Annotated in this window: 14 protein-coding genes; 7 read left to right on the forward strand and 7 right to left on the reverse strand. The window is 71.2% G+C overall.

The window, feature by feature from the left end; genetic code table 11:
- Positions 1-14: 14 nt before the first annotated feature.
- Positions 15-611: a hypothetical protein gene (locus tag DE149_RS10810; RefSeq protein ID WP_144786621.1), complete on the reverse strand. Its 597-nt coding sequence runs from the start codon at positions 609-611 to the stop codon at positions 15-17.
- A 343-nt stretch (positions 612-954) separates the two neighbouring features.
- On the opposite strand from DE149_RS10810, the gene rpsF reads away from it, so the two are divergent.
- From rpsF to DE149_RS10835, 5 genes are all read left to right on the forward strand, one after another.
- Positions 955-1,260, forward strand: a complete 306-nt coding sequence (rpsF, locus tag DE149_RS10815) for a 30S ribosomal protein S6 (RefSeq protein WP_002857790.1) — start codon at positions 955-957, stop codon at positions 1,258-1,260.
- Positions 1,261-1,392: 132 nt separating this feature from the next.
- A complete protein-coding gene (locus DE149_RS10820) occupies positions 1,393-1,989 on the forward strand; it encodes a single-stranded DNA-binding protein (protein WP_044659956.1) in 597 nt (198 codons plus the stop codon).
- A 230-nt stretch (positions 1,990-2,219) separates the two neighbouring features.
- Entirely contained in the window at positions 2,220-2,459 is a 240-nt protein-coding gene (rpsR, locus tag DE149_RS10825; protein ID WP_002857788.1) for a 30S ribosomal protein S18, read from the forward strand.
- Positions 2,460-2,487: 28 nt separating this feature from the next.
- Positions 2,488-2,949, forward strand: a complete 462-nt coding sequence (gene rplI, locus DE149_RS10830; protein WP_020621886.1) for a 50S ribosomal protein L9 — start codon at positions 2,488-2,490, stop codon at positions 2,947-2,949.
- Positions 2,950-3,050: 101 nt separating this feature from the next.
- On the forward strand, positions 3,051-4,274 hold the full coding sequence (locus tag DE149_RS10835) for an MFS transporter (RefSeq protein ID WP_233490744.1): 1,224 nt from the start codon (positions 3,051-3,053) through the stop codon (positions 4,272-4,274).
- A 40-nt stretch (positions 4,275-4,314) separates the two neighbouring features.
- On the opposite strand, the gene DE149_RS10840 is transcribed toward DE149_RS10835, so the two are convergent.
- Both DE149_RS10840 and DE149_RS10845 read right to left on the reverse strand, forming a co-directional pair.
- Positions 4,315-5,430: a succinylglutamate desuccinylase/aspartoacylase family protein gene (locus DE149_RS10840; RefSeq protein ID WP_113914468.1), complete on the reverse strand. Its 1,116-nt coding sequence runs from the start codon at positions 5,428-5,430 to the stop codon at positions 4,315-4,317.
- Positions 5,427-5,957 (reverse strand): ATP-dependent zinc protease, encoded by a 531-nt coding sequence (locus DE149_RS10845; protein ID WP_036314387.1) that lies wholly within the window; start codon positions 5,955-5,957, stop codon positions 5,427-5,429. Before DE149_RS10845 ends, DE149_RS10840 begins: the two co-directional genes overlap by 4 nt.
- 27 nt (positions 5,958-5,984) lie before the next feature.
- On the opposite strand from DE149_RS10845, the gene rimK reads away from it, so the two are divergent.
- The gene (rimK, locus tag DE149_RS10850; RefSeq protein ID WP_113914469.1) at positions 5,985-7,220 is read left to right on the forward strand and encodes a 30S ribosomal protein S6--L-glutamate ligase; all 1,236 of its coding nucleotides are present in this window, start codon (positions 5,985-5,987) and stop codon (positions 7,218-7,220) included.
- Positions 7,221-7,235: 15 nt separating this feature from the next.
- On the opposite strand, the gene DE149_RS10855 is transcribed toward rimK, so the two are convergent.
- Positions 7,236-8,462: an acyl-CoA dehydrogenase family protein gene (locus DE149_RS10855; protein WP_113914470.1), complete on the reverse strand. Its 1,227-nt coding sequence runs from the start codon at positions 8,460-8,462 to the stop codon at positions 7,236-7,238.
- 25 nt (positions 8,463-8,487) lie between these two features.
- On the reverse strand, positions 8,488-9,663 hold the full coding sequence (locus tag DE149_RS10860; RefSeq protein WP_049145075.1) for a CaiB/BaiF CoA-transferase family protein: 1,176 nt from the start codon (positions 9,661-9,663) through the stop codon (positions 8,488-8,490).
- Positions 9,664-10,394: 731 nt separating this feature from the next.
- Between DE149_RS10860 and dnaB the strand changes: the two genes are divergently transcribed.
- A complete protein-coding gene (gene dnaB, locus DE149_RS10865) occupies positions 10,395-11,786 on the forward strand; it encodes a replicative DNA helicase (protein ID WP_044659833.1) in 1,392 nt (463 codons plus the stop codon).
- Positions 11,787-11,897: 111 nt separating this feature from the next.
- On the opposite strand, the gene DE149_RS10870 is transcribed toward dnaB, so the two are convergent.
- Entirely contained in the window at positions 11,898-12,401 is a 504-nt protein-coding gene (locus DE149_RS10870) for a DUF4411 family protein (RefSeq protein WP_044659832.1), read from the reverse strand.
- Positions 12,398-13,546, reverse strand: a complete 1,149-nt coding sequence (locus DE149_RS10875) for an ImmA/IrrE family metallo-endopeptidase (protein ID WP_044659831.1) — start codon at positions 13,544-13,546, stop codon at positions 12,398-12,400. Before DE149_RS10875 ends, DE149_RS10870 begins: the two co-directional genes overlap by 4 nt.
- Positions 13,547-13,697: the final 151 nt, after the last annotated feature.

A 13,697-nucleotide genomic window follows, 5' to 3' on the forward strand; every position in this document is an offset into this window, starting at 1 on the left:
TGCGCGGGGCTGCGTCAGCCGGCGGGGCGGGGGGTCAGCCTTACATAGGTGCCGACATTGACCAAGGGCGTGCCGTTCACGACGGCACTGCCGCGGCCGTTGGCCATCACGCCGGTGCTTTGGGCCTGGGTGAGCAGGTTCGTGCTGCAGTTGCTGTACCACTGGATGCGCGGCAGGGTGATGGTGCCTGAGACGGGGGCGGGTACCGCGGTTCTCAGCGTGCTGTAGTAGCGGTAGTACTCGATGCCGTTGTCGATGTACTTGGCGCCGGAGACGTCAAGGGTGGGGTTGCTCCAGTCTTTCGTTTCACTCGTCCAGGTGAGGCCATTAGACAACTTATCCACCACGCTCTTCTGCACCAGGACGGAGGCGGTCACGTCCGTCACCGTGGAGTCGGCTCGCAGATTGGTGATCCGGTAGTAGAAGGCGCTGTTGTCCGTAGTGACGCTCAAGCGGGTCGGATTCGTGAACAGGGTCGAGGCGCAGGGCGACACCTTCGGCTCGGTCCAGGGCACCCCGGGGGCGAGGGTCAGCTGGAACACGCGGTCGATCCGCGGGGGAGGGCTGGCCGCCTCGGCGGGGGCAGCGGCGGCGGCGACGACGGTCGGCACCGCCCACGCGAGGCTGCTGGCGACTCGGCGGCGGGAGGGGACGGACTGGGACGGCTGGGGCGCTGCCGACGTGGACTCTGACATGGATGCTCCGAAACGTGAGAGGGGTGTGACACAGGATGTGTGTCCTCCTTCCAAGGTACGTCGTCGTCGACCGAGGGCAAGCCCCGGCCACCCCACGGCCCCCTAGGGGTGGCACCTCATCTGCGGAGGCGCAATGCTGGTATTCTTGACGGGATCCCCTGCGTGCCGCCGAAGAGTGCGGATGCATGCGTAAGGGGAGAACGCAGAACCTCCTGCCGCGGAGAGACCGCGGCCGCAAGCCCAGAGGAGGTGGGTTCGCATGCGTGCTTATGAGCTGATGGTGCTGATCGACCCTGAGGTCGACGAGCGCACCGTGGAGCCGACCCTGAAGAAGTACCTCGAGGTCGTCACGAACGCCGGCGGCACCGTCGACAACATCGACGTGTGGGGTCGCCGCAAGACCGCCTACGAGATCCAGAAGAAGTCCGAGGCCATCTACGTGGTCGTCAACTTCCAGTCGGAGCCGGCCGCCACCCAGGAGCTGGACCGTCTGCTGAACCTCAACGAGACGATCCTGCGCACCAAGATCATCCGTCCGGAGGAGCAGAAGATCACCGCTGAGTGATCCTCGTACCGTGTCCGGAGGGTCTGAGAGCATCGGATCAGTCCCCGACGCCCCCACCGGAACCCCGCTGAGCAGTCCCGGATCCCCGGATCCGGTCACTGACCGGCAGAACCCCCGAAGACAGGAGTGACCATGGCAGGCGAGACCGTCATCACCGTGGTCGGCAACCTCACCGCCGACCCGGAGCTGCGCTTCACCCCGAACGGCGCGGCCGTCGCGAACTTCACCGTCGCGTCCACGCCCCGCACGTTCGACCGCCAGACCAACGAGTGGAAGGACGGCGAAGCGCTGTTCCTGCGCTGCTCGGTCTGGCGCGAGGCCGCGGAGAACGTGGCGGAGTCGCTGACCAAGGGCATGCGCGTGATCGTGCAGGGCCGCCTCAGGGCGCGCTCCTACGACGACCGGGACGGCAATCGTCGCACCAGCTGGGAGCTGGACGTGGACGAGGTCGGCCCGGCGCTGCGGTTCGCCACGGCCAAGGTCACCCGCGCCCAGCGCGGCGGCGGCGGCGGTGGCTTCGGCGGCGGCCAGCAGGGGGGCGGCTTCGGCGGCGCCCCGGCCGGCGGCGGCTTCGGGGGGAACAACGACGGCGGCTTCGGCGGCGCCCAGCAGGGCGGCGGTTGGGGCGGCCAGCAGCAGGGCGGCGGCCAGGCCGCGCCGCAGGACCCCTGGTCCGGCGGCGGTGGCGGCGGATGGGACACCCCGTCCTCCAACGAGCCCCCGTTCTGATCCTGCACTGACCGGGTGCGGCCCCCACGGCCGCGACGGACACGGAACACCACGGACCTCTCCGTCCGGGCGCACGTCGCCCGGAGGGCCGCCCCGGCGGCCCATCCCACCCGCGAGCCGGCACCGCCGGGCCGCACTGCACACGGCCCCGTGTCCCGCACGGGACGCCGCGTGATCCCATCCCGCAGAACCGTTCTGCGGGCTCCAGAGAACTCTGAAGGAGCACCACGATGGCGAAGGCTGAACTCCGCAAGCCCAAACCGAAGTCCAACCCGCTCAAGGCCGCCAAGATCACCGAGATCGACTACAAGGACGTGGCCCTGCTGCGCAAGTTCATCTCCGACCGCGGGAAGATCCGTGCCCGTCGCGTGACCGGCGTGACCGTCCAGGAGCAGCGCAAGATCGCCCAGGCCGTCAAGAACGCCCGCGAGGTGGCCCTGCTGCCCTACGCCGGCGCCGGCCGCGGCTGATCGAGCGAGCGAAGGAAGGAACACCCAGATGGCAAAGCTCATCCTGACCCAGGAAGTGGCCGGTCTCGGCACCTCCGGTGACGTGGTCGAGGTCAAGAACGGGTACGCCCGCAACTACCTGCTCCCGCGCGGTTTCGCCACCGTGTGGACCAAGGGCGGGGAGAAGCAGGTCGAGTCCCTGCAGAAGGCCCGCGCGGCCCGCGCCGTGGCGAACCTGGAGGACGCGCAGGCCCAGGCCGCGCAGCTCCAGTCCGCCACCGTGAAGCTCGAGCGCACCGCCGGTGCGGAGGGCCGCCTGTTCGGCGCCGTCCAGACCGCCGACGTCGCCGAGGCGATCGAGGCCGCCGGCCTCGGCTCCGTGGACAAGCGCTCGATCACCCTGCCGGCGCACATCAAGTCCGTGGGCAACCACGAGGCCCAGGTCCGCCTGCACGAGGACGTCATCGCGACCGTCCAGCTGGTGGTCGTGGCCGCCAAGGCCAAGAAGTGATCATCCGCTTCTGAGCCCGTCGCGCACGCGACGCACCCGAGGCCCCGGTCTGCTCTTCACGAGCGGGCCGGGGCCTCGTGCCGTGGGGGAACATGGAGGTCATGCCCTCCGCCCCACCGTCCTCCGACCCCGCCGGCTCGACGGCGGCCCCGCGCCCGCCGCTGTGGACGCGCCCGTTCATCCTCGTCAGCGCCACCTACCTGTTCGTGGCGATGATCTTCTACACGCTCATGACCGCCATGGCGCTCTACGCCGTCACGTCCTTCGGCGCGTCGGACGCGGAGGCCGGCGTCGTGGTGGGGGCGTTCGTGCTGGGCGCGGTCCTCACCCGCATGACGACGACGCCCGCCACCTTCGCGTGGGGGCGGCGGCGGGTCCTGCTCGTCGCCTTGGCCTGCTACGTCCTCACGACGGCGGCGTACCTCTGGGCGGACTCCCTGGCCACGCTGACCGCGGTGCGGCTGCTCAACGGCATGTGCTTCGGCGTGGCCGGCACCGTGCTGGCCACGGCCGTGCAGCGGATCGTCCCGCCCGTGCGCCGCTCCGAGGGCACCGGCTGGTTCTCCACGTCCATGACGCTCGCGGGCGCCGTCGGGCCGATGGTGGCCCTGCAGCTGAGCACCACCCTCGGCTACGACGCCCTGTTCTGGGCGTGCATCGGCTTCACGGGCATGGCCCTGCTGATCGCACTGTTCCTGCGCGTGCCCGAGCCGCCGCTGACGGGCCGGTTCCGGCTGCACCGGGCGGACGTGTTCTCCGCGGAGGTGGCGCCGGCGGCGGGCGTGGCCCTGGCCTCCGGGTTCATGTACGGCGGCATCCTCGCGTTCATGGCCACGTTCGCGCAGCAGCAGGGCTACCCGGCGATGGTGCCGAGCCTGTTCTTCCTGCTCTTCGCCGCGGGCACCATCGTGGGCCGCGCCGTCCTGGGCGTGCTGCACGACCGGCACGGGGACAACGCCGTCGTCTACCCGATCCTCGCGGGCATGGCCGTCTCCTACGCGGTGCTGGCGCTGTGGCGGGAGCCGGCGGGCATGCTCGTGGCCGGCGCCCTGCTGGGGCTGACCTACGGGCCCGTGGTGAGCGTGTTCCAGACCATCGCGATCAAGGTGGTCCGGCCCACCGAGATCGGCGTCGCCACGGGCACGTTCTTCCTGCTCCTGGACCTCGGCACCGGCCTCGGCCCCATGGTGCTCGGCGCGGTGGTGGCCGCCGTCGGGATCCCGGTGATGTACCTGCTCTCCGGCGGGGTCGGGGTGGCGCTGCTGCTCTACTACCGGCTCGTGCACGGCGGCCGGGCCATCGCCCGCCGCCCGTCCCCGGCCTGAGCCGGGCGGCTCCGACGCGCGGACGGCGCCCCGCCGCTGCTCATGCGTCCCATCCCCCGATGTGCACGAGGGCGTCGCCGCGGTGCACCAGGGGTGCCTCGGTGCGGCCGATGACCACGCCGGTCAGCTCGGCCTTCACGTGCGCGAGGCGGCGGCCGAACGAGTTGTAGAGCGCGCCGATCCGGTCCCCGGCGCTCACGCGTTCGCCGAGGGAGACGTCCAGGTGCACGAGGCCGTCCGCGCGGGCGCGCACCCACGTGGACTGCCACACCAGGTACGGGGAGTCCTGCTCGCCGTCGACGACGTCGGGGTGCACGGCGGCGGTGTCCTCGCCGGTGGCGTCGGTCGCCTCGGGCACGTCCGTGGTCCGCTCCTCGGGGACCTCGCCGGGCAGCGGACCGGGGGCGTCGACGACGGCGTCCGGCCCGGGCTCGGTGAGCCCGACGTCCGCGGGATCCACCATGTCCAGCGCCGCGAGCACGCGCAGGACCCCGTCCACGCCGGGGGCGATCGCGTACTCGTCGAACCGCCAGGCCTCACCGGCCTCGTAGAGCAGCACACGCGCGCCGGTCTCGCGGGCCGCGGCGCGCAGGGAGCCGTCCCGCAGGCGGGCGTGGAAGAGCACGGGCGCGCCGAACGCCTCGGCGAGCGCGCGGGTCTGGGGGTCCTCCAGGTCGCAGCGGATCTGCGGCAGGTTGGAGCGGCGGTCCGCACCGGTGTGCAGGTCGATGCCCACGGTGCAGCGGCCGATCACCTCGGTCATCATCAGGTGCGCGATGCGCGAGGCCAGCGAGCCCCGGGCAGAGCCGGGGAAGGAGCGGTTCAGGTCGCGGCGGTCCGGCAGGTAGCGGTCCCCGGCCATCACGCCGAGCACGTTGACGATGGGCACGGCCAGCAGGGTGCCGCGCAGGTTTTTGGGCTGCAGCCGCTCCATGACGCGGCGGACGATCTCGACGCCGGCCACCTCGTCCCCGTGGATCGCGGCGGAGACCCACACGGTGGGCCCGTCCTCGCGGCCGTGCAGCACGTGCACGGGCAGGGTGACGTCCGCGCCGGTGACGAGCTGGGAGATCGGCAGGGACAGCTCGTGGCGGCGGCCGGCCGCCACCTCGACCCCGCCGAACGCGAAGGGGGCGCGGGCGGGGCGACGGCTCATGCGCGTCCCCGGTTCCGGCGGCGCACGCCGCGCGGCGGCTGCCCGCCCACGTACGAGGCGGCGGGGTCCACGAGGAGGCCGCCGGCGGCCAGCGCGGTGCGCCCCACGAGCATGCGGAAGCCCATCTCGTCCCGGTGGGTCAGGGTCACCTCCGCCTCGATCGTGCGGCCGGCCAGGGTCAGCGGCATCACGACGACGACGCGCTCCTGCGCCTCGCCGTTCGAGGAGCGGACCGTGCGCAGATCGGCCACCGGCAGCTCGGCCGTCCGCGCGTCCGCGGCCGAGGTCTGCCACGGGTGCACCTCGAACCGGACCCACGCGGCGCCGTCGCGGGTGAACCGCTCGATGCCGAAGGCGTGGAGCGCCGAGGTGCGGGCGCCGGTGTCGATCTTGGCCTTGATCCAGGGGGTGTGGGCGGCGGGCAGGCCGACCCATTCGCGCCAGCCCACCAGACCCGGGCGAGCGGCGCCGTCGTCGGTGGGGGGCACGCCGTGGGGGGCCGGGGCCGTGTGCTTAGATTCAGACACGCCCCTCATCCTCCCAGGAAAGCGGTCATGAAGCTCGCCATCCTCTCCCGTTCCCTGCGCGCCTACTCGACGCAGCGCCTCAAGACCGCGGCGCTCGAGCGCGGCCACCAGGTGAAGGTCCTGGACACCCTGCGCTTCGGCATCGACCTCAGCTCGAACGAACCCGATCTGATGTTCCGCGGCCGCCCCCTCTCCGGCTACGACGCCGTGCTGCCGCGCATCGGCAACTCGGTGACCTACTTCGGCACCGCCGTGGTGCGCCAGTTCGAGCAGATGGACGTCTACACGCCCAACACGGCCGCCGGGATCATGAACTCGCGGGACAAGCTGCGGGCCACCCAGATCCTCTCCCGCCACGAGATCGACATGCCCGCCACCGTGTTCGTGCGCAACCGCGGCGAGGTCTCCACAGCGATCGACATGGTGGGCGGGGCGCCCGTGGTGATCAAGCTGCTCGAGGGCACCCAGGGCATCGGCGTGATCCTGGCGCCGACCAAGAAGGTGGCCGAGGCGATCATCGAGACGCTGCACGGCACCAACCAGCAGGTGCTCATCCAGCGGTTCGTGGAGGAGTCCAAGGGCACGGACATCCGCGCGCTCGTGGTGGGGGACCGCGTGGTGGCCGCGATGCGCCGCCGGGCCCAGGGGGACGAGTTCCGCTCCAACGTGCACCGCGGCGGCACCGTGGAGCGCGTCGAGCTCTCGCCCGAGTACGCGGAGACCGCCGTGCGGGCGGCCCACATCATGGGCCTGCGCGTGGCCGGCGTGGACATGCTCGAGGGCGAGCACGGTCCGCTGGTCATGGAGGTGAACTCCTCGCCGGGGCTGCAGGGCATCGAGGCCGCCACGGACCTGGACGTGGCCGGCGCGATCATCGACTACGTGGCGGACCAGGCCGGCTTCCCGGACATCGACGTGCGCCAGCGCCTGGCCGTGTCCACCGGGTACGGCGTCGGTGAGATCACCGTGCACGCCGGCTCCGGCTGGGTGGGCCAGTCCATCGAGGACTCCGGGCTGCTCGCGAAGGACCTGCAGGTGCTCACCCTGCACCGCGGCACCTGCGTGTTCCCCAACCCCGCGGACACCAAGGTCCTCGAGGAGGGCGACCGGCTGCTCTGCTTCGGCAAGACCGAGAACATGCGCGCCCTCATCCCCGCCCGCGCCCGCCGCCCCAAGCGCGTGCGGAGGCTGCCGGCCACCCCGATCCTCGCGTCCGTCGCCGAGGAGGCCCCGGCGCCCGAGGCGCCCGCCGACGACGCCTGAGCCCGGGCGCGGGGCTCAGCGGGCCGGGGCGAACGCGCCGATGCCCGTGAGGTGCCGACCGAGCGTGAGCTGGTGGACCTCGTCCGTGCCCTCGTAGGTGCGCACGGACTCGAGGTTGTTCGCGTGCCGCAGCGGCGAGTGCTCCAGGGTGATGCCGTTGCCGCCGAGCATCTCGCGGGCCTCCCGCGCGATGCCGATGGCCACGCGGCAGTTGTCCAGCTTGCCGGCGGAGATCATGGCGGGGGTGAGCGGGCCGGCGTCCTTGGCGCGGCCGATCTGGTGCGCCAGCAGGTAGCCCTTGCCGATGGCCACGGCCATGTCCGCGAGCTTGGCCTGCGTCAGCTGGTGGGAGGCCAGCGGCACCCCGAACTGCTGCCGCTCCATCGCATAGTCGAGGACGGCGTCGAAGGAGTCGCGGGCCGCACCCATCGCACCCCAGATGATCCCGTAGCGGGCCTCGTTGAGGCACTGGAAGGGGCCCTTGAGCCCGACGGCGGAGTCGGCCGGCAGCATCGCGGAGGCGGGCAGGCGCACGCCGTCGAGGTGGATCTCGCACTGCACCGAGGCCCGCATGGACAGCTTCTGGGTGATCGCCTCGGCACGGAAGCCGGGGGTGTCCGTGGGGACCACGAAGCCGCGCACCCCGCGCCCGTCGCCGGGCTCGCCGGTCTGCGCCCAGATGATCGCGACGTCGGCCAGCGTGGCCAGCCCGATCCACCGCTTGACCCCGTCGAGCACCCAGTCGCCGCCGGGCTCCTGGCGGGCCGTCGTCGTCATGGAGGCCGGGTCCGAGCCGGCGCCCGGCTCGGTGAGGCCGAAGCAGCCGACCGCCTCGCCGGCGGTCATGCGCGGCAGCCACTGCGCCTTCTGCTCCTCGGAGCCGTGCTTGTGGATCGCGCCCATCGCGAGCGAGCCCTGCACGGAGACGAAGGTGCGCAGGCCGGAGTCGCCGGCCTCGAGCTCCTGCGCGGCGAGGCCGTACTCCACCGCCGAGCGGCCGGGCATGCCGTGGCCCTCGTAGGGCATGCCGAGCACGCCGAGACGGCCCAGCTCGGGGACGATCTCGCGCGGGAACACGGCGTCGTCGTACCAGCGGGCGATGTGCCGGCGGATGTGCTCGTCCACGAAGCCGCGCACCTGCAGCGCGACGGCCTTCTCCTCGGCGGAGAACAGGGAGTCCAGGCCGACGACGTCGGCGCGGCCGAGGAACGAGTCGGCTTCGGCGTGGAACGGGGTGGTCATGGCGGGGGTCCTCTCTGCGGGGTGGTCAGCGGGCGTCGAGCCAGGTGTTGACGGCCGCCGTGTCCGCGCCGAGCGCGGGCGGCGCGTGGCGCGGGTGCGCGACGGGCGGGTCCCACTGCACCGGGTGGCGGAACTGCCGGCCGGCGGGGGCGCCGGAGCGGTCCTGGACCTCGACGGTCGGCTCGAGGCCGAGGGACTCGGCCAGCTCGACGCCCTCGGCGACGGTGGACACGAGGCCGACCGGGAGCCGTTCGGTCTGCAGCACGTCCCGCCAGTGGGCGGCCGTCTCGGCCGAGAGCGCGTCCTCCAGGGCGGTGCGCAGCTCCTCGCGGTGCTCGACCCGGTCCGTGTTCGTGGTGAAGCGCGGATCTTCGGCGAGCTCGGGGACGCCGAGGGCCGCGGCGAAGGTGCGGAACTGCGCGTCGTTGCCGATGGCGACGGCGAGCGGCGCGTCCCGGCACGCCAGCAGCTGATAGGGGGTGATCGAGGGGTGGTCGTTGCCCATCCGCCGCGGGACGACGTCGGCGCCGAGCCAGGCCTGGCCCTGGTTGGCGAGCGCCCCCTGCAGCGAGGAGAGCAGGTTCAGCCGCAGGTGGGCGCCCTCTCCGGTGCGCTCGCGGCGCAGCAGGGCGGCGAGCACGCCGGCGGTGAGGTCCTTGGCCGTGAGCACGTCCACGAGGGCGACGCCCGCCTTCATCGGGGCGTCCGGTTCGCCGGTGATGCTCATGAGCCCGCCCGCGGCCTGGACGATGAAGTCGTAGCCGGGCAGGTCCCGGCCCTCGCGGTCGCCGAAGCCGGAGACGGCGGCGTAGACCACGGACGGGTTCTGCCGCGCGACGTCGTCGTAGCCCAGGCCGAGGCGCTCCATGGTGCCGGGCTTGAGGTTGTGGACCACGACGTCGGCCCGGGCGGCCAGGGCGGCGGCCCGCCGCTGATCCTCGGGGTCCTTCAGATCCCAGCCGACCGACTCCTTGTTGCGGTTCACGGACTCGAAGTAGGTGGCGCCCGTCGCCGAGCGGGGCGGAGCCCAGCCGCGGGTGTCGTCGCCGCGCACGGGGTGCTCCACCTTGATGACGCGCGCCCCGAGGTCCGCCAGCGTCATGGTGGCGAGCGGGCCGGCGAGGACGCGGGAGAAGTCGGCGACGAGGACGCCGTCGAGGGGGAGCGAGGCCGGGGAGGGGGCGGTGGTGGCCGGGGGCACGGCGGGCTCCTCACTGTGGCGGACGACACGATGATGCATCCCACCCAAGCACCGTGCTTTCATTCCGTCCAATGACTCTTGGGCGGCCCACTGATGCGCGGGAGTCATCGGTGCGGGGCGGCCCGGGGCGGCCGGGAGAGGTGGGCACGGGGAGGACCCGGGGCCGCGGGCAGAGGCTGTCAACTCCGCCGTCCCCAGATCCGGGCATCTTGTCCACAGGAGTTGTCCACAGATGTGGAGGGTGTGGACGACGGTGTGGATAGGCGTGTACCAGGCGGTGTGATGAGGGCGCAAACGGGGGTGCTGTCAAGTCCGGCGGGCGGGTCGAAAGGGGAGTGGAGAATCTTCCTCCACAGCTCTGGGGATCGCATCGTCCCAGGTCAGAGCCGGATTCTGGGACTGGCCGAGCGGTTGTCCCCAGCGCGGTCCCCAGGCGATCCACACGACACGCCGCCGAATCCACACGTTGCCCACAAGGCCTGTGGGAAACGCGGTTGCCCAGCCTCCACGGCGCGCGTAGTGTCGCGTGGTATCCCCAACGCGAGGGCGGGTATTGGCCGCAGGTGACCACTGACAGGCGCGCATCCGCTCGGACCGTCGCCCCGGGGACCGTCGCACCGTCCGCCTGCAGGAGGGTGCGGCGGCACGGGCGGTGACAACAGAGGAATCAGGGCCGGGAAGACCGGCGAGGGCCGCCGTCGTGCGGGCTGTGGGAAGGGAGTCTCCGGACGTTGACTGAGAACTACGGAGACTCGGGCTCCTACGACGGCGGCCGTTCCTCTGAACGCTTCCTGCCGCCCCAGGACCTGGAGGCGGAGCGCTCGGTGCTGGGCGGCATGATGCTCTCCAAGGACGCGATCGCGGACGTGGTGGAGCTGCTGCGCGGCCACGACTTCTACCGGCCCAGCCACGAGATGATCTACGAGGCGATCATCGACCTCTACGGCCGCGGTGAGCCCGCGGACGCCGTCACCGTGGCGGACCTGCTGAACAAGCGCCAGGAGCTCAGCCGCGTGGGCGGCCCCGCCGTGCTGCACGAGCTGATCCAGTCCGTGCCCACCGCCGCCAACGCGAGCTTCTACGCGGAGATCGTGGCGGAGAAAGCCGTCCTGCGGCGTCTCGTGACCGCCGGCACCAAGATCACCCAGCTGGGGTATCAGGGCGACGGCGAGGTCGAGGAGATCGTCAACGAGGCGCAGTCCGAGATCTACAAGGTGGCGGAGAACCGTCAGTCCGAGGACTACGTGCGCCTCGCGGAGATCATGGAGCACGCCGTCGACGAGATCGAGGCGGCCGGCAACCAGGGGGAGGGCCTGACGGGCGTCCCCACCGACTTCTACGACTTCGACGAGCTGACGCAGGGCCTGCACGGCGGGCAGATGATCGTGATCGCGGCGCGCCCCGCCGTCGGCAAGTCCACGCTCGCGCTCGACTTCGCGCGAGCCGCGGCCATCCACCACAACATGGCCACCGTGTTCTTCAGCCTCGAGATGGGCAAGAACGAGATCGCCATGAGGCTCTTGAGCGCCGAGGCGACGATCGCGCTGCAGGACCTGCGCAAGGGCACCATCCGGGACGACCAGTGGTCCAAGATCGCGGCAACCGTGGGGCGACTGAACGAGGCGCCGTTCTTCATCGACGACTCCCCGAACATGACCATGATGGAGATCCGCGCCAAGTGCCGGCGGCTCAAGCAGAAGAACAACCTCAAGATGGTGGTGCTCGACTACCTGCAGCTCATGAGCTCGGGCAAGAAGGTCGAGTCCCGTCAGCAGGAGGTAGCCGAGTTCTCCCGTGCCCTCAAGCTGCTGGCCAAGGAGCTCGACGTGCCGGTGATCGCGTTGAGCCAGTTGAACCGTGGGTCCGAGCAGCGCACGGACAAGCGGCCGCAGGTGTCCGACCTGCGCGAGTCGGGCTCGATCGAGCAGGACGCGGACATGGTGATCCTGCTGCACCGCGAGGACGTGTACGACAAGGAGTCCCCCCGCGCCGGCGAGGCGGACCTGATCGTGGCCAAGCACAGGAACGGGCCCACGAAGACCATTGTGGTGGGGTTCCAGGGGCACTATTCGCGGTTCTCGAACCTGGCGAGTGATGCGGGTGGTGGCCCGGGTGGGTTCTGACGGCCGTCACTGACGCCAAACCGCCCCGTCAGTGAGTGCAGAGAGCCTGTCACTCACTCGAGTGAGGCACTCACTGTGTCGACTGACGGCATCAGTGACGTGCATCGTTCTTCAGGGCACGAGGTCGAGCGTCAACCGGGGTCTGGTCTGGCGCATGCATTCCCACAGGTCGACGCAGCGGGTCTCCAGAGCGGCACAGGCGTCAGGGATTTTCACGCGCTTGCGCGCCTGAGGGGCGGGCACCTCGAAGGTGACCACGGTGGCGTCCATGCATGCAGCCTGCGCCACCAACAGCAGATCGGCGCTGTCATCCAGAAACTCGTCCTGCGCGGCCTGTTGATACGCGGGCTGACGGGTCAGGGTCCACTGGGCCAACTCGCCGATGCGCTGGGGCACCTCTGACGTGGGTGGGAGGAAGAGCTGCGGATGGTTTGACGCCCAGGTGGCGAGTTCATCCCCGCCCCGGCATAGCTCCTGCCGCACGGCCTCCACGCTGGCGACCCAGCCTGCCGCATGAGCGCGCTCCAGCCACGTCCAGAACCCCGGGGCGAGATCGAACCCGTAGTAACTGTTCTTCGGCGTGATGAAGGTGTTGGCGTCGAGCAGGAACATCATGCGGCGGCCATCTTCTGAGCCAGGGTGTCCATAACCTCACGCTTGTGGGTTCCGAGCAGGCGGAACGCGTCCCGGTAGCTGGTTCCGCCTTCCCGGGCGCTGGCCACCACGGCAGTGGTGAACGGGACGCCGAGGCGGTAGCGGGCGGTGCGGTAATAATCGCCCCCTCCGCCCTTCGGCGCCGGGGTCTGGGGGTGAGGGATGCGGGCCAGCGCTGCGAGCTGCGCGTCGGCGGCCGCAGGGGTGATCAGTCCGCAGGTCTTCATCCGGAGAACCACGACGGCGCGGCTCACCTGGCAGCGTTTGGCCACATCGGCGACCACCTCGTCGAACTCCGTGCTGAGTCGCTCCTGCTGCTGCTCCAGCACGACGCGGGGCACCAGGGCTGCGGCGGCCACCCGGTTGCACCAGGCCTCCTCGTAGGGTGCGTGGCGTCCGGGGCGGGCATCAGACAGCGCACTGTGTCCGAGGAGCAGGTGAGCGGTCTCGTGGAGGAGGGTGAAGTGCTGGGCGGTCTTGGCCTCGGTTCCGTTGACGAAGATCAGTGGAGCGAGGTCGTCGGCCAGGGCGAAGCCCCTGAACTCGTCCGGGTTCAGGGGCCTTCGGGTCTCATTGCCGACGTAGCCGCTGATCATCACCAGCACCCCCGCCTCTTCCAAGGCGCCCACGAGCGCGCTGCGGAAGGCGTCACCGGCGCCGGACAGGGCGTCCAAGTGGAGGATCTCCCGGAGGCGTGTTCCGGCATCCTCTGTATCGTTCTGGAGCGTGGCGCTGCCCACGAGGGGCACGGGGCTGGCGCCAATGGCGAGCATGTGGTCCCGGTACCAGTCCTGGCGGAGCTGGCACTCCCGCAGGACGTCCACCAGCTCGGCGGAGGGGTGATCCACGCCCTGGCTGCCCGGCGTGCGCATGTCAGGGATGGGGATGGGTGCCGGCGCCGGGGGAGCGCTGAGGAACAGCATGCCGAAGGGCACATGGACCTTCTGCCCGAACCGTTCCAGCTGCTTCATGGTGGGCTTCTTCGTCCGGCTGAGCCAGGCCTCGAGGTCGGGGTGTGCGGTAGTAGCGCTGGCCAGGTCGATGCCCCCACGTTCGAGGGCCCAGCGCAGGACGGCCGGCTCGACGTCGACGCGCACCGTGGGCATGGACCGCCTCCTCCCTGGGCCGGGGCGACTTTGTGTCGCCCTGTGCTCAGCCTAGTCGGGCGTGTCAACTTGTCTGTGTAAGCGGGGTGGTCACAGGTAGGGGTTGATCCGGTCGGGGTAGGCCGCGGCGAGCTGGGCGAGGGCCTGCTTC

Source organism: Micrococcus sp. KT16 (genome assembly GCF_003315015.1).
GTDB classification, from domain to species: Bacteria; Actinomycetota; Actinomycetes; order Actinomycetales; family Micrococcaceae; genus Micrococcus; species Micrococcus luteus.